The sequence below is a fragment of the Martelella sp. K41-7 genome (assembly GCF_055808365.1).
On the sequence record NZ_CM147867.1, the window covers coordinates 2,603,191 to 2,619,226 of the forward strand.

Here is a 16,036-nt window from a genome sequence, read left to right on the forward strand (position 1 = left end):
AAATGGGCGCGATCCGGCTTGAGAATGTGGAAAAATGGTTCGGCGACCTGCAGGTCATCAAGGGCATCGACCTTGAGATCGCGGACGGCGAATTCGTGATCTTCGTAGGCCCGTCCGGCTGCGGAAAATCGACCCTGCTGAGGATGATTGCGGGGCTCGAGGAAACCAGCCGCGGGCGCATTTTGCTGGACGGCAACGACGTCACCGACCGGCTGCCGTCCGAACGCGGGCTTTCCATGGTGTTCCAGTCCTATGCACTCTACCCGCATATGAATGTGCGCGACAATATGGGTTTTTCGCTGAAGACCGCCGGCAGTCCGAAAACGGAAATCGAGCAGAAGGTCGGGCGGGCCGCCGATATTCTGAAACTCGATGACTATCTCGACCGCCGGCCCAAAGCTCTTTCCGGAGGTCAGCGCCAGCGCGTCGCCATCGGCCGTGCCATCGTGCGCGAACCGAAGGGCTTTCTGTTTGACGAGCCGCTTTCAAATCTTGACGCAGCGCTCAGGGTCGAAATGCGCTTCGAAATCGCACGCCTGCACGAAACACTGGGCACCACGATGATCTATGTGACCCACGACCAGGTCGAGGCGATGACCCTTGCCGACCGGATCGTGGTGCTGAAGGATGGCCGGATCATGCAGATCGGTGCACCGCGCGATCTTTACGAAAAACCTGACAATCTGTTCGTCGCCCAGTTCATAGGTTCGCCGAAGATGAACATTCTGCCCTGTACCGGTGCGGGCGGCAGATATGAGATCGAGGGTCATGGCGGCGGCGCGTTACCTGAGGGCACCGAAGGCACGCCGGCAACGCTTGGCATCCGGCCGGAGCATATCGAGATCGTCAAGCCCGGCGAAGGCCAGATCACCGGCACGGTGGAAATCTTAGAATATCTTGGCTCAGACACGTTTCTCTATGTCGATTGCGGCGATGCCGGACGGCAGATCGTGCGCGCCGCGGAAATCGAGGCGAACATTCGCGGTCAAGAGATCGGGCTGTCTTTCCGGGAGAACAAACTGCATTTCTTCAATGAAGCCGGTCTGGCGCTTTAGAGCGGCGGTTCAGGACCAGTTCGAACAGAACTAGCCCCAATGCTCATCGATCCATGGCGTTGGCCGGACAAATTTGTACAGTCTTTTCCAGGGGGCTTCCACGGGCCATTTGCCGATTGCCGCCTCGTCCGGATCCGGCTTGCCTGTGAAGGCGACAACCTTTGTGGCCGCCGGGAGCTCAGGCACTTTGAAAAAATTCAGAGGCCAGCGCGGCATCAGCGTATGCTTGAAGCTCACGCACCACTCCTTTGGCCAGAACACCATCTCGTCGATCACATCGGAAATATAGACCTGCTCGATACGGTATTTCCCGCGTATCGCGACGCCGTTCGCCTCGAAATCACTGAAAATGTGGGTATTCCTGCCGACATGCCAGCGAAACACGGAGGTGTTGCCGATCCCTTTGCCAAGCTGCGTCCAGTTTTCACAAACACAGAACTTGCCGGGGTGGAAATCAAACATCGCGTCCAGATTGCCGGTGATGACGATATCGAGATCGAGGAACAGAACGTCGCCGGACAGGTCGGCAAGCGGGGCTTGCCACAGCGAGAGCTTGCGCCAGGGCGTATAGGCGATCGCCTCCTCGATCTCGATATCGGGAAGCGGGAAGGTTTCGACTTCGGCGTCGACGCCTGCGGGATCATCGGTGAAACAGACGAGCCGCGTCGGCCGTTGCGTCTGCCGCTTGATCATCGCCCACAACCGGTTCACATAAAGCGCCGGGTAGCGCGTTCCCCATTTCATGCAGACGATGGTTTGCAACAGGATACGTCCTCGAAAATCAGCGTTGACCGTGGCGCCCGAAATGGGCCGACGGCAGACCGGATGCAAAGTCTTCTAGCCTCGTTGCCAGTATTCTGTCTATGCGCAATGTCGCGAAGCCGGGGGCAGCATCCGGCAAATGCGGTCCGGAGCATTGTGCTGGACAGGGCATCTGGATTAGATCGCTTCAGTGGTTCACGAAAGCCAATGCCGTTGTCCTTTGACGCATGCGGCATCGAAGGAAAACAATATGACTGATAGACCCTTGCGCATTCTTCAGCTGCTGCCCGCCCTTGGCGATGGCGGTGTCGAGCGCGGCACGCTGGAGATGGCTGCCTATCTTGCACGCCGTGGTGTCGAGAACTGGGTCGCAAGCGACGGCGGCGCGCTTCTGCCTGCGCTGGAGGCGACCGGCACCCATCACATCGATCTGAAGGTCGGGCGAAAGTCACCTCTGGCGATCAATGCCAATGCAACAAAACTGGCCCGGATCATCGATGAACACGCCATAGACATCGTTCATGCACGAAGCCGCGCACCGGCCTGGGCTGGCTGGCTGGCCTGCCGGCGCGCGAAGCGGACACCGCATTTCCTCACCACCTTTCATGGGCTCTACAGTCACGGCAACGGCCTGAAGCGCGCCTATGCCCGCGTCATGCTGAAAGGTCCACTGGTCGTGGCAAATTCGGCCTTCATCCGCGATCACATCGTCGCTGTCTACGGGTTCCCGGCCGACAGGATCATCGTCGCGCCGCGCGGTGTCGACACGGCCGTCTTCGATCCCGCAGCGCTGACGGACGAGAACAATATCGCGCACCCGGGCCGAGCTGGGGGCAGCAGCCGGTCAGCCACTTGTTGCGATCGTCGGCCGCATTACCGACTGGAAGGGTCATCGCTACCTCATCGAGGCCTTGCCGCTTGCCGAAAACAAGCGTTTTCATCTAGCCATCGTCGGCTCGGGCAACGCCAGCGTCGTTGATGCATTGAAAAGCCTGACCGGCGAACTGGGGCTTGAGAGCCGGGTGACGATTACCGGAAGCCGTCGCGACATTCCCGCAGTGATGGCCGCTGCCGATGTTGCCGTTTCCGCCTCCACCCGACCGGAAGCCTTCGGGCGGGTTGCCATCGAGGCGCAGGTGATGGGCACGCCAATCATCGCCACCAATCACGGCGGCAGCCTCGAGACGGTGATCGATGGCAAGACGGGCTATCTTGTTGCGCCCGCAAATCCCGCAGCGTTCGGTGCGGCCATCGATGCTGCCCTTTCCGACCCCGAAGCTCTGAGGGCGATGGGGCAAACCGCGCGCGCCCATGTGCTGACGCATTTCACCGTCAACACCATGCTGGAGAAGGAATTCTCCGCCTACGAAAAACTGCTCGGCACGGACTGACAACCGGCAATCAGATGGCCACGAGCCCTTCCTTCTTGACCTGCCGGATGGTCAGCATCGTGCGCACCGTGTCGACATGGGTGTCCGTGGTCAGAACCTCGATCACGAAATCCTGAAACTGCATCAGGTTTTCCGAAACGCAGTGCAGCAGGAAGTCGGTTTCGCCGGACGTCATCCATGCCTGGCGCACGATCGGCCAGTCCTTGGTCGCCTTTGAAAATGCTTTCAACTCGGCTTCCGACTGGTGCTTCAGCCCGACCATACAGAAAGCGACGAGATCGTAGCCGAGCTTTGGCGCGTTCAAAAGCGCGGCAAAGCCTTCGATTATACCGGCTTCCTCGAGCCGGCGCACACGCCTCAGACAGGGCGGCGCCGAGATTCCGACACGTTCGGCGAGTTCGACATTGGTCATCCGGCCATCGCTCTGCAACTCACGCAGAATCTTGAGATCAACGGAATCGAGATCGGCGCGCATTTGTGTCTCCTGGGGAAGGGTTCCGGACGCGAAGCAATTTGAGCAATATTATTACAACACTCCGCAGGATTCTTTCAACAAAATGAAATGGTCTGTTGGTAGCTATCCCATGGTCTTGAAACTGGTAGCGGTCCGGCCATAAATGTTCCAAGACGCTTATTCAGGCCAGCGCGCCGCTGTTCGTGCTTATGACGCGCTGAAAGGATTTGATATGCCAGACAATCACACACAGGTTCTGATCATCGGCTCAGGCCCTGCCGGCTACACCGCTGCCATCTACGCCGCACGCGCAATGATGAAGCCCGTCCTGATTGCCGGCCTTGAACAGGGCGGCCAGTTGACGATCACGACCGATGTCGAGAACTACCCCGGCTTCGCCGACCCGATCCAGGGGCCGTGGCTGATGGAACAGATGTTGGCGCAGGCCGAAAATGTCGGTACCGAAATCGTCAATGATCTGGTCAGCAGCCTCGATCTTTCCAAGCGGCCTTTCACAGCCACCACGGATTCAGGCGCGGTGTGGACGGCCGATACCGTGATCCTCGCAACCGGTGCCCAGGCCAAATGGCTTGGGCTTGAAAGCGAGCAGACATTCAACGGGGGCGGCGTGTCGGCCTGCGCTACCTGTGACGGGTTCTTTTATCGCGGCAAGGACGTCATCGTTGTCGGCGGCGGCAATTCGGCGGTAGAGGAAGCGCTCTACCTCGCCAACATTGCCAAATCCGTGACCGTGGTCCATCGTCGCGACGAATTCCGTGCGGAGAAAATCCTGCAAAAGCGGCTTTTCGCGCTCGAAAACGTCAAAGTCACCTGGAACCATGCCGTCGAGGAAATTGTCGGGACCACCGCGGTACCGCCGCTGCCGCCGTCTGTTACCGGCGTTCGGCTGAAAGATGTCAAGACCGGTGAGCAGACAACAATCGATGCTGATGGCGTGTTTATCGCAATCGGCCACGCGCCGCAGGTCGACCTGATTCGCGACCAGCTCAAGCTGAAACCAAACGGCTATCTCTGGATAGAACCGGGCACCACAAAAACCAGTCTTCCAGGTGTTTTTGGCGCCGGCGATGTTGCAGATGACAACTACAGACAGGCCGTGACGGCGGCGGGAATGGGATGTATGGCCGCACTTGAAGCCGAACGCTTTCTGACCGAGCAGAAAACAGCTACACTGGCGGCCGCGGAGTAGGGTTTATGAAAAGCACGAGTATGCCTCTGGACTGGGACAAGCTGCGCATATTTCATGCCGCAGCAGAGGCCGGCTCGTTCACCCATGCGGCAGACAAGCTGCACCTGTCCCAGTCCGCGATCAGCCGTCAGGTCAGCGCCCTTGAACAGGATGTCGGCGTCAAGCTGTTTCACCGGCACGCGCGCGGCCTGATCCTGACCGAACAGGGCGAGCTGCTCTACCGTACAGCCCATGACGTATTGCTGAAGCTTGAGGGTGTGCGCTCCCGGCTGACGGAGACCAAGGAAAAGCCCTCAGGCAAGCTTCGGGTGACCACCACGGTCGGCCTCGGCCAGGGGTGGCTGACCGACAAGGTCCAGGAGTTCCTGCAGCTTTACCCCGACATGCAGATCCAGCTGATCCTCGACAATGAAGAGCTGGACGTGAACATGCGCCATGCGGATTGCGCCATCCGTCTGCGCCAGCCGCAGCAGCCCGATCTGATCCAGCGCAAGCTGTTCACGGTGCATATGCATGTCTATGCCTCGCCCTCCTACATCAATCGCCACGGCGAACCACAGTCGATCGAGGACCTGGACAATCATCGCGTCATCACCTTTGGCGAACCGGCCCCGGCCTATCTGCTTGATGTGAACTGGCTGGAGATCGCCGGCCGGTCACCTGACAATCCGCGCCCGGCCCATTTGCAGATCAATTCGCTGACCTCAATCAAACGCGCGGCACTTCTGGGAATCGGCATAGTAATGCTGCCGGATTATATCGTCGGCCGCGACCCGGGCCTGCTCCAGCTTGTCACCCACGCAGACGTGCCGAGTTTCGACACCTATTTCTGCTATCCGGACGAATTGAAAAACTCCGCCAAGTTGAAGGTTTTCCGCGATTTCATCGTGGCCAAATCGCGCAACTGGAGCTTCTAAAGCAAGCTACCGCGCACTCCTCCACCATCCACATTTACTGTTTCGCCTCAAACCATCGACGCAGGGCCGCCTTCCTGCGTATCAGCAGCGTGCCGATAGCCATCAAAACTGTATATTTTTTAGGCACATCGTTAAATTGCTTTACAATAGTCACCTTTTGCTGCGATTTTCATTTATCGCATGGCTGCCATGCAGAAACTCGCATTGCAGAATGCCTAATTTGGGAGCATATCGCACATAGCTGATGCAGTGGGTGCCCAACTTCTCCCTGGTGCACCGCAGCAGCTGTTCCCCTCTGGAGGTTTTGAGAGACCTTCTAACTCAAAGGGCCCCGTTTTTACGGTGGCCCTCTTTTTTTGCCCGCATTTCATGTCGCTTTTTTTCGCATGAAACGATGAAAACTATTGCAACGCGCACAAAAAAGAACCATATGCAATCATAGCTGATGCACAAGGCGGCGACTCGTTTGTCTCGCTGCAGCAGCTGTTCCCCTCTGGAGGTTTTACCTTCACACCTAACAAGGGCCCCTATCGGAGGCCCTTTTTTTACCTTGTGTTCTCCGCTACGCCCGTGCGACCCCAAAAGCTTGGTTTCGGCAACGGGCTCGTATACATTTTCTTGTCTTTTCTGATTTAGGTTGTTTTGATGCTCAGGGGTGATTTTGGCGGGATTTCCCCACAGTGACAGCAAAATTGCGCGCACCTCCGGGCTAGGCTAAACACTGACACTCGAGGCTGCTGGCCCGAATCGGGAAGGAATTTTATGGCCAATCTTTTTGATCCCATAACGATCGGCGATGTTACACTCGAGAACCGCATCATCATGGCGCCGCTGATGCGGAATCGTTCACCGAACAATGTTCCGAACGAGCTCAATGTCGAATATTATCGCCAGCGTGCCAGTGCAGGCCTCATCATATCCGAGGCGACAGCAATCACCGAGCAGGGCCAGGGCTATTCCAACGTGCCGGGGATCTACACCGATGAGGCTGTAGAGGGCTGGCAGAATGTAACAAGAGCCGTGCATGAAGCGGGAGGCAAGATATTCTGCCAGCTCCAGCATGTCGGACGCATCTCGCACAAATCGCTCCAACCTTTCGGTGACCCGCCGGTCGCCCCGTCAGCGATCCAGGCCAAGGCAAAGTCCTTCGTTGTCTATTCCGACGGCACAAGCGACTTCATCGAAACCTCACTACCCCGCCATCTGAAACCGTTCGAGATTTCGGGCATCATCGAAGACTATCGACGGGCGGCGGCGCGTACCCTGGAGGCAGGGTTCGACGGTGTGGAAATTCACGCGGCCAATGGTTATCTCATCGACCAGTTCCTGCGTTCAAGCAGCAATCAGCGCACCGATCTCTATGGCGGGCCGCTTGAGAACCGTGCACGGTTCATGTTTGATATTGTCGGCTGTATCTCCCGTGAAATCGGACCGGGGCGCACAGCTATCCGCCTGTCTCCCGTCGCGCCTTCAAATGATGTCCACGATGAAAGACCGCAGGCGCTGTACAATTATATTGCTAGCCAGCTAAGCGCCTACGATCTCGCCTATGTTCACATCGTCGAGGGCGCTACCGGTGGTGACCGGACGTACCAGCAGGGACCCGAACCGTTCGACTACGCGGAAATGCGGGAAACCTACTACCGCACGGACGGCTCGGGTGCGTGGATGGTCAATAACGGATATGACCGACCGCTCGCTATCGAGGCCCTCGAAAAGGAGCGCGCTGACCTGATCTGCTTTGGTCGTCCGTTCATCGCCAATCCCGATCTTGTTCGCCGTTTGCGGATCAATGCGCCGCTCAATGCGTTGGATCAGAGGACGCTGTTCGGCGGAGATGCAAAGGGCTACACCGATTACCCTGTGCTCGGCGGCTGACAGCAAAGCCGGTAAACGAGGGTCGTCTAGACAATGCTGAAACTCCTGCGCGGTGAAATCCTGCTATTGCAGGCGGTGCCTGTCGCTTTGCTCGCCTATCAGTTCGAACATGCCGCCATGGAGGCCGGTCAGGTCTTCGCACTGATCGCAGCCGCTTTGCTCATCATCTCGATCGCCTGTGCATCGATGCGGGTCGCCCATCATGCCGAAATCCTCGCCGCCAAGGCGGGCGAACCCTACGGCACGATGATCCTGACACTCTCGGCCGTTGTGGTCGAAGTGCTGATCCTTGTGATCATGATGCAGCAGAGCCAACAACCGACGCTGGTGCGCGATACGATCTATTCCGCCGTCATGCTCGACATCAACGGCATTCTTGGTCTGGCAGCCCTGCTTGGTGGACTGAAACACGGCGAACAGGCCTACAACGACGATTCGGGCCGCACCTATTCGGTGATGATCCTGACCGCCATGGGCATAGCGATGATCGTGCCGGATTTTGTGCCGCAGGATAGCTGGCACTATTATTCGGCGTTCACCATTATCGCGATGCTGGCGCTCTACGCGCTGTTTTTGAAGATGCAGGTTGGCCAGCACAGCTATTTCTTCTCCTATCGCTATCCAAAAATGCGCGAAGGTGCCGAGCATGACGCTGCAAGCGACGAAGAACAAGGCGCAATAGCCCTTTCAGTGGGTGTGATTCTGGCAGGCGTGATGCTGATCGGCCTTCAGGCGGAATTCATGGCCGCCCTCCTTTCACACGGCCTGGAAGGCACCGGTGCGCCGCTGGCGCTGACGGCGATCCTGGTGGCGGCCATCGCAGCCGGTCCGGAAATCCTCACAGCCTTGCGGGCAGCGTTGAAGAACCGAATGCAGGCCGTCGTCAACATCGCGCTCGGCGCTTCGCTCTCGACTGTCATTCTGACCGTACCCGTGGTCGAGGCGATTGCGCTTTTCACCGGGCAACCCTTCACCATGGCAATGACCCCGGTTCAGATCACCATGGTTGCCATCACGCTGGTCGCCGCCGCCATCAACGTTAATGACGGCGAGACCAATGCGATCGAAGGCATGACCCATTTCGTGCTGTTCGCAACCTTCATCATGCTTTCGTTTCTCGGTCTTTGAGTCCTCAGGCTGCTCTTGGACGCTTGGCGCATTGCGGCGCGGCTTTGCTCACCCCGAGATTGCCAAGAGCAGTGGCGATGGCTTCATCGATCGGCGTTCTCGGCTCGCGCCCAAGAGCCTTCACCAGCCGGTCGTTGCGCATACGCAGAGGCACGCGCCAGAGATAGCGCACCTCCAGAATTTCCCGCATCAGCGGAACGAATGGCGCAAGCAGCGGCACCACAAACCAGGGAAACGGGCGAACCGGCAGTTTCGGGTTGCCCGAGACGCGCCGAATGGCTTCGATCATGCCAGCGCCGTTCGCGTCCCAGTAACCTTCGAAGTTAAAGCTTGCGTAGGCCGGAAGTTCGCCGGCGCGCCCGTCAAGCGCGGCAAAGGTTTCGCCAAGATCCGGGAGATAGGCCCATTGATGGCCGACACCCGGAGCGCCCAGCCTTGTGACCGAGCGCAGCGGCTTTCCTGGCTTGACCATCTGGCCGAACCAGGTGCTTGCCCCATTGGCACCGCCGAAAAAGTCCCCTGCCCTGACGAGAATAACCTGCGTGCCGTTCCAGGCAGCCTCGCGCAAGCGCGCTTCCACCTCGGCACGAATCACGCCCTTGCGGCTGGTCGGGTTCTGCGGACTGTCTTCGCTGGGCTCGGGCAGCACGTCGGGCCCGAAATTATAGACCGTGCCCGGAAACAGGATGCGCGCACGGTTGGCCCTGGCAGCCGCGATCGTATTGTCCAGCATCGGCAGCACAAGCTGCTGCCAGTTGCGGTAGCCCGGCGGATTGACACCGTGGAAGATGAGGGTCGCCCCCTCTGCCGCTACCATCACATCCTTCGGCGACATGGCGTCGCCCTGAACCCACTCATAAGCGGGATTTTTTTCCGCCTGCTTCTCGGGATTGCGGTTCATCGCACGGATACGATAGCCGCGCTGGAGAAGCGATTTCGCGACCGCCCCGCCAACACCGCCGCTGGCGCCCAGAACAAGGGCAAGCGATTGCATGGTTAGCGCATTTCCGGATTTTGATTCTGTCATCGGTTCTGTCCTTTGCCTGAAGTTCGCCGCGGACTATCAGTCAACAAGTTACCAAACGGAATTGTATAAATTTGTTGCATCGCTATACATAATTTTATGGATAGAGCACACTGGGACTATTACCGCACCTTGCTGGCCGTACTCGATACCGGCTCGCTTTCGGGCGCTGCCCGCCGGCTGGGGCTGACCCAGCCCACCGTCGGCCGTCATATCGAGGCGCTGGAGGTCGAGGCCGGCCAGCAATTGTTTACCCGCTCGCAACGCGGGCTCGAGCCAACCGACACGGCACGCGCAATGCGCCACCTTGCGGAGGCCATGGCCGCTTCCGCCGACGCCATCCGCCGCACTGCCTCGGAAACCCGGACCACCGTGGCCGGCTCAGTCAGGATCAGCGCCAGCGATGTGATCGCCATCGAGGTCCTGCCCGAAATTCTCGCCCCCCTGATGGCCGCGAACCGCGCGCTCGATATCGAGGTTTCGGTTTCCGATGCGGTGGAAGATCTTTTGAACCGCAAGGCCGATATCGCGCTGAGATTGGTAAAGCCGACGCAGGACGCTCTTGTGGTCCGCCAGATCGGCGAAATACCGATCTGCTGCTTCGCCCGCAAGGAGGTGATCGAACGTCATGGCGAACCGCAAAACCTAGAGGATTTCGCAGACATGCCGACCATCGGCTTTGATCACGAACTAGTCTATATCCGCGAAGCGCTAAGCGCATTCGGTGACATGAAAATACCTACCTTCGATTTCCGCTCGGACAGCAATCTGGCGCAATTGGCGGCCATCCGCGCAGGCTGCGGCTTCGGTTTCTGCCAGGCACCGCTCGGCCGCCGGGACCCTAATCTTGTTGAGGTCTTGCATGGACAGATACCACTCAGCCTGCCGCTGTGGGTGGTGATGCACGAGGATCTACGCCACTCGCCGCGCTGTCGGATAACTTTCGATGCGCTGGTGAAAGGGCTGAAGACCTATATTGCCTGAACGCTTAACGCCTGTTCGATGGCAGATAGCGGTTCACGATCAGATGCCATTGTTCGCTCGAAAGCGTCGACAGGATGGCAATGTTGAGCGCTTCACGGCTCGGGTCGTTTTGCGGCAGGATCAAGCCGTAATTCTGCTGCGAGAACGAAAGCCCGGTGAGGTAGAGCCCGGAATAGTTGCGAAGCCCCCACTGCAATGCCGCGCTGTCATAGACAAAGGCATCGATCTCCCCCTTGTCCAGCGCGTCCAGTCCCGCAGTAACACCGGGATAATCCGTTGCCGTGACATGCAGGACGTCCAGCTCGAAAGAGGCAGCGGAGCCAGCGACCGTGCCGACGTCAAGCCCCGCCAGGTCACCGACACTTTCAATGGTACTGTTGCTGATCGAGGAGGTCAGCCCTGCGGCGAGCTGAGCGGTGGTGATGGCGGCCAGGATCAGGGCCGCGAACATCCAGAACATCGCCAGCAACCTGCCGAAAAAGGTCACCGGCGCCTTGTCGCCGTAACCGACCGTGGTCATCGTCACCGTCGCCCACCAGAAACCGGAGAACACACCGCGCGCGGGCCGCGGTTCGAATTGCTCTGGGTTGGCGCGCCGTTCGAGAAGCCAGATCAACGCACCGATGATGAAGACGGGACCGGTCAGCAGGCCGAGCATGTAGAGAAAGGCCCGTGAAGTCAGAAGCTCCAGCATAAAGCGCGGGCCGAGCCGGTCGACAATCCTTAGTGCGACACCGACACTGCCGCTATAATAGGGCTGTGAAAAATCGATCACCGCCTCGTCGCGCGCATTGATGGGGACCGGGCCGATCGCGGCGGCGAGCGTGCCATCAGCGACTTTGGCAACCATGTCGCCGGGCGCAGTCTCCACAAAATGATAGTCGAGCTGCAAGGACCGCTCGAGCGCTTTCATCATGTCAACGCCGAGGCCATACCAAGAGCCGTCCCGATCCTTCATCACGAATGGCGGCACACTGTGCACGCCGATAGCCATGGGGGTGCTCCCGGACGGGGCGGGTAGCGAACTGGCAGCCTCCTCAGCCGAAGCGGAACCGGCAAGGAAGACAACCAGCATGAGGGCGAAAAAAACCAAGCCTTGCAAAACCTGTCGGAACAAACTGAAAGAATGCGTCGCATGGTACCCCGGCCTCAATAGTGAACAGCCACGGCTATACCCCCATTGCAACCGCCTGTTAAGCGCCCTCCGCAATGAAAAAGGGCGCGCCGGTGGCACGCCCCTTGTCTCATATAATCATGGCCGCAATCAGCGGCAGGCAGCGCAGAAACGCTGAATACGCTTGCAGGATTCTTCCAGCGCGGCCTCTGACGTCGCGTAGGAGATCCGAAAATTGGGTCCGAGACCAAAGGCAGATCCGTGAACCACGGCAACGCCTTCGGATTCCAGAAGCTCGGTGACGAAATCCTCGTCATTGTTCATGACCTTGCCCGTGGGTGCAGTCTTGCCCATCAGGCCTGCGCAGGACGGATAGACATAGAACGCACCTTCCGGCACAGGGCACTCGAGGCCGGTTGTTTGGTTGAGCATCGAGACCACCAGATCACGGCGCTTTTCGAAGGCGGCCTTGCGCTCCGGGATGAAATCCTGGGTGCCGTTCAGCGCCTCGACAGAGGCCCACTGCGCAATAGAACAGGCGCCGGAGGTCTGCTGGCTCTGGATCGTCGTCATTGCCTTGATCAGCACTTCCGGACCGGCCGCATAGCCGATGCGCCAGCCGGTCATCGCGTAAGCCTTCGACACACCGTTCATGGTCAGCGTACGGTCGTAAAGGCCGGGCTCAACTTCGGCAGGTGTGGCAAATTTGAAGTCGCCATAGGTCAGGTGCTCATACATGTCGTCAGTCAGCACCCAAACGTTTTCGTGCTTCATCAGCACATCGGTCAGCGCCTTCAGCTCATCATGCGTATAGGCTGCACCCGACGGGTTGGACGGCGAGTTGAAGATGAACCATTTGGTCTTGGGCGTGATCGCCTTTTCCAGATCCTCGGCCTGAAGCTTGTAATTGTCTTCCTTCCTGGCGGAAACGAAAACAGGCGTGCCGCCGCAAAGCGCCACCATTTCCGGATAGGAAACCCAATACGGCGCGGGGATGACAACTTCATCGCCGGGGTTCAGCGTGGCCATGAAGGCATTGAACAGGATCTGCTTGCCGCCCGTGCCGACAATCGTCTGCGCGGGCTTGTAGTCGAGATTGTTCTCACGCTTGAACTTGGCGACGATTGCCTCGCGCAGCGGCTGGATGCCAGTGCACCGGTGTGTACTTTGTCTCGCCGCGATTGATCGCCTCGATGGCAGCCGCCTTGATGTTGTCCGGTGTGTCGAAGTCCGGTTCACCGGCGCCGAGGCTGATGACATCGCGCCCTTTCGCTTTGAGGTCGCGTGCTTTCTGCGCCACGGCGATGGTGGCAGAGGGCTTCACACGAGAAAGAGCGTCAGCAAGAAGGGCCATTTTCAATGTCCTGATGTCTAGATTGAACCTTGGAAAGCCGCCGGATCGCGGCACGTTTTCCAAGTGCTTGGTCTAAGCCCAATTCGCCCGCCGTTTCAAGCGCTATCCGCGTATTTGCATCAATTCGTCTTTCATTGTGATCTGCGCGAAACGCCTGCTTTTCCGCAAGGCGTTTCGAGGGCCAAATCCGAGCGCAGCCGACGGCGCCCAGAATCTGCCGCAAAATGGTTCCGGTTCCACCACGTTCTATCCAGAAGGAGTCGCATTTTCATGGCCTTCTCCCATATGCCGAGAGACCCGCCAAAAGGAGATGGCTCATGAGGATCGCAGCGCGGATGCTGAAAACAATCAGACGATCAGGAGTGTTGCAACGTGGCTTGCGCGTGCTGGCTATTATCGCCACGCCGATATGCGTGGCACTGGCGCCATTGCAGGCGGTCGCTCAGGAAACCATGGTTTCGGCAGCGCTGAACGGCAGCGAAGCCTCGACCGGTTTCTTTTCGCCATACCTGCCCTTCCCCGGCAATAGCGACAATGCCCTTGCAAGTTTGTCCACGCATGTGGCCGCGCGGGATCTGATGATCGGCCTCATGCTGGTGATATGTGTCGCTATGGTTGCTGGCGCGTCTTATCTGTGGCGTGAAAACGTTGTTCATCTGCAGGCCGATGTCAAACGCAAGAAGCGCAAGTTTTTCGATATGAACTAGTCTCTCGACACCATATCGGAATGCGACCACGTCCGGCTGCCATTTCCCGAGATCAGCAGCGCCTGTCAGCGTTGCGACCCTTGTGCAACCATTGGGACCGAACCGAAAATGGCGCTTGATCGCCTGCCCAGCACAAGGCAGGGTAACTTGCCCCCGGGCTCTGCAATTTGGCACCCAGCGGCGGCGCTCCTGCAGAAATGACATCGCCCTTGCATGGTTGAATCCTGGCAAGGCGCCTTTCTGCATCAAAAAGGGCTGCACGGTGCTGACACCGCCGGCACCCGGCATACCATCATTTGCGCGAATGACCGCGCCATTCGCGCCTTGGTTTATCGAATTGGCAGCGCTGCTTCCGCAACATGAAAGCGCTATCATATCCGAAATAAAAAAACTCGCCCACTTGGCCAGCATAGCGATCCCTTCAGAACACCACAGCGAATATATCGTTAACTATTCTATGGACGAGATGCGGCAATTGTTTGCTGGCTTCGCCAGACTGACGGGCCGGACCCATCCAGCAGCAACAAACACGTAAAGGCGGCTTGAACAACGCTATATCAGCGAATATGCGCACAGCCTTTTCCCCAACGGGAAACGCAGGCACCGGCAAAAACTTTTACCCTTTGATAAAATTTTAATTTCGCAGTAGCATTCCTTCCAACAACGTTAAAAAACGGGGAACATTGCGATGCGAAATCTGGAACCTGCCTTAAAAGGCGGGCGCCTGGCGCCCGACGACTACCACAAGAATTTTTCCGATCTGCACCCGCCCATGGACCGACATGAAGCAGCGGTTGAAGCCGATCGCTGCTATTTCTGTTACGACGCCCCTTGCATGACGGCCTGTCCGACGGCAATCGACATACCTATGTTCATCCGGCAGATCTCTACAGACAATCCGCTGGGCGCGGCCAAGACTATTTTCGACCAGAATATTTTCGGCGGCATGTGTGCGCGCGTCTGTCCCACCGAAACGCTGTGCGAGGAAGCCTGCGTGCGCAACACGGCGGAGGAAAAGCCGGTAGAGATCGGCCTTTTGCAGCGCTATGCGACCGACACCGCGATGGCTGAAAACAAGCAGTTCTACGCCCGCGCAACTGAAACCGGCAAGCGCGTCGCCGTCGTTGGCGCCGGGCCGGCAGGGCTTGCCTGCGCCCACCGCCTTGCCATGGCCGGCCATGATGTCATCGTGCTCGAGGGGAAGGACAAGGCCGGCGGGCTCAATGAATATGGCCTCGCCGCCTACAAGACCGTCGACGATTTTGCCCAGAAGGAAATTGAATACCTGCTGGAAATCGGCGGCATTGAAATCCGCGGCGAGCAAATGCTCGGCCGCGATTTCACCCTTGGCGAGCTACGCCGCGATTATGATGCCGTGTTTCTTGGGCTGGGCCTTGGTGGCGTCAATAAACTCGGCGTTGCCGGCGAGGACCTGGCGGGATGCGAAAACGCCGTCGACTTCATCGAAGCGATCCGCCAGGCCGGTGATCTCGCCGAGATCGCCGTCGGCAGCCAAGTCGTCGTGCTGGGCGGCGGCATGACCGCAATCGACGCCGCCGTGCAGGCGAAATTGCTTGGCGCGGAGGAAGTGACGCTTTGCTACCGCCGCGGCGGCGATGCCATGGGCGCCTCGAAATTCGAGCAGGAGCTGGCCGCCTCACGCGGCGTGTTCATTCGCCACTATCTGGCGCCTAAGGAAATCCTTGGCGAGGACGGCAAGGTCGCCGGCGTGCTGTTCGAACACACCGAGGTAAAGGACGGAAAGCTTGTCGCCACCGGCGAGACCGGCGTGATCGCCGCCGATCATGTGCTGAAGGCCATTGGCCAGACCTTCGTCACCGAACATCTCGAAGGCCTGAAACTGGAAAACGGCCGCATCGCCATCGATGCCGAGGGCCGGACATCGCTTGCCGATGTCTGGGCCGGCGGCGACTGCGTCAAGAAGGGCGAGGACCTGACGGTGACCTCGGTCGCGCAGGGCCGCGACGCCGCCATTTCGATCAATCACGTACTTGCCGGCGAAGCGCCGCTTGCAAGCGCTGTGGCCTGAGGAGACAA

General features: G+C 58.7%; 14 protein-coding genes and 1 pseudogene. 10 read left to right on the forward strand and 5 right to left on the reverse strand.

Annotated elements, in window-relative coordinates; translation table 11 throughout:
• The first annotated feature begins 2 nt into the window (after positions 1-2).
• The gene (locus tag AC0L7L_RS12345) at positions 3-1,055 is read left to right on the forward strand and encodes an ABC transporter ATP-binding protein (RefSeq protein ID WP_272212240.1); all 1,053 of its coding nucleotides are present in this window, start codon (positions 3-5) and stop codon (positions 1,053-1,055) included.
• Between the two features lie 30 nt (positions 1,056-1,085).
• Here AC0L7L_RS12345 and AC0L7L_RS12350 read toward each other — a convergent pair whose 3' ends face one another.
• The gene (locus AC0L7L_RS12350) at positions 1,086-1,817 is read right to left on the reverse strand and encodes a hypothetical protein (protein WP_473509280.1); all 732 of its coding nucleotides are present in this window, start codon (positions 1,815-1,817) and stop codon (positions 1,086-1,088) included.
• Positions 1,818-2,067: 250 nt separating this feature from the next.
• Here AC0L7L_RS12350 and AC0L7L_RS12355 point away from each other — a divergent pair, with 250 nt between their 5' ends.
• On the forward strand, positions 2,068-2,796 hold the full coding sequence (locus tag AC0L7L_RS12355) for a glycosyltransferase (protein ID WP_473509282.1): 729 nt from the start codon (positions 2,068-2,070) through the stop codon (positions 2,794-2,796).
• Positions 2,690-3,208, forward strand: coding sequence for a glycosyltransferase (locus AC0L7L_RS12360; protein WP_473513912.1), 519 nt, complete (start codon positions 2,690-2,692; stop codon positions 3,206-3,208). Before AC0L7L_RS12355 ends, AC0L7L_RS12360 begins: the two co-directional genes overlap by 107 nt.
• A 10-nt stretch (positions 3,209-3,218) precedes the next feature.
• On the opposite strand, the gene AC0L7L_RS12365 is transcribed toward AC0L7L_RS12360, so the two are convergent.
• Positions 3,219-3,683, reverse strand: coding sequence for an Lrp/AsnC family transcriptional regulator (locus AC0L7L_RS12365; RefSeq protein WP_272212243.1), 465 nt, complete (start codon positions 3,681-3,683; stop codon positions 3,219-3,221).
• A 211-nt stretch (positions 3,684-3,894) separates the two neighbouring features.
• Here AC0L7L_RS12365 and trxB point away from each other — a divergent pair, with 211 nt between their 5' ends.
• The 4 genes from trxB (at position 3,895) to AC0L7L_RS12385 (ending at position 8,795) form a co-directional block, all read left to right on the forward strand.
• A complete protein-coding gene (trxB, locus tag AC0L7L_RS12370; RefSeq protein ID WP_272212244.1) occupies positions 3,895-4,872 on the forward strand; it encodes a thioredoxin-disulfide reductase in 978 nt (325 codons plus the stop codon).
• A 20-nt stretch (positions 4,873-4,892) separates the two neighbouring features.
• Positions 4,893-5,789 (forward strand): LysR family transcriptional regulator VtlR, encoded by an 897-nt coding sequence (locus AC0L7L_RS12375; RefSeq protein ID WP_334313086.1) that lies wholly within the window; start codon positions 4,893-4,895, stop codon positions 5,787-5,789.
• Between the two features lie 762 nt (positions 5,790-6,551).
• On the forward strand, positions 6,552-7,667 hold the full coding sequence (locus AC0L7L_RS12380; protein ID WP_473509285.1) for an alkene reductase: 1,116 nt from the start codon (positions 6,552-6,554) through the stop codon (positions 7,665-7,667).
• Between the two features lie 33 nt (positions 7,668-7,700).
• Complete coding sequence (locus AC0L7L_RS12385) at positions 7,701-8,795, forward strand: calcium:cation antiporter (protein ID WP_272212246.1); 1,095 nt, start codon at positions 7,701-7,703, stop codon at positions 8,793-8,795.
• 4 nt (positions 8,796-8,799) lie between these two features.
• On the opposite strand, the gene AC0L7L_RS12390 is transcribed toward AC0L7L_RS12385, so the two are convergent.
• Positions 8,800-9,822, reverse strand: coding sequence for an NAD(P)H-binding protein (locus AC0L7L_RS12390; RefSeq protein WP_473509288.1), 1,023 nt, complete (start codon positions 9,820-9,822; stop codon positions 8,800-8,802).
• Between the two features lie 96 nt (positions 9,823-9,918).
• Here AC0L7L_RS12390 and AC0L7L_RS12395 point away from each other — a divergent pair, with 96 nt between their 5' ends.
• Positions 9,919-10,803 carry a LysR family transcriptional regulator gene (locus AC0L7L_RS12395; RefSeq protein WP_473509290.1) on the forward strand — a complete coding sequence of 295 codons (885 nt, stop codon included), beginning with the start codon at positions 9,919-9,921 and terminating at the stop codon, positions 10,801-10,803.
• Between the two features lie 4 nt (positions 10,804-10,807).
• Here AC0L7L_RS12395 and AC0L7L_RS12400 read toward each other — a convergent pair whose 3' ends face one another.
• Entirely contained in the window at positions 10,808-11,797 is a 990-nt protein-coding gene (locus AC0L7L_RS12400) for a transporter substrate-binding domain-containing protein (protein ID WP_473509292.1), read from the reverse strand.
• 270 nt (positions 11,798-12,067) lie between these two features.
• Positions 12,068-13,271: pseudogene (locus tag AC0L7L_RS12405) on the reverse strand (pyridoxal phosphate-dependent aminotransferase).
• Between the two features lie 335 nt (positions 13,272-13,606).
• Between AC0L7L_RS12405 and AC0L7L_RS12410 the strand changes: the two are divergent.
• Entirely contained in the window at positions 13,607-13,978 is a 372-nt protein-coding gene (locus tag AC0L7L_RS12410; RefSeq protein ID WP_272212255.1) for a hypothetical protein, read from the forward strand.
• A 688-nt stretch (positions 13,979-14,666) separates the two neighbouring features.
• A complete protein-coding gene (locus tag AC0L7L_RS12415) occupies positions 14,667-16,028 on the forward strand; it encodes an NAD(P)-dependent oxidoreductase (RefSeq protein WP_473509294.1) in 1,362 nt (453 codons plus the stop codon).
• The last annotated feature ends 8 nt before the right edge of the window (positions 16,029-16,036 follow it).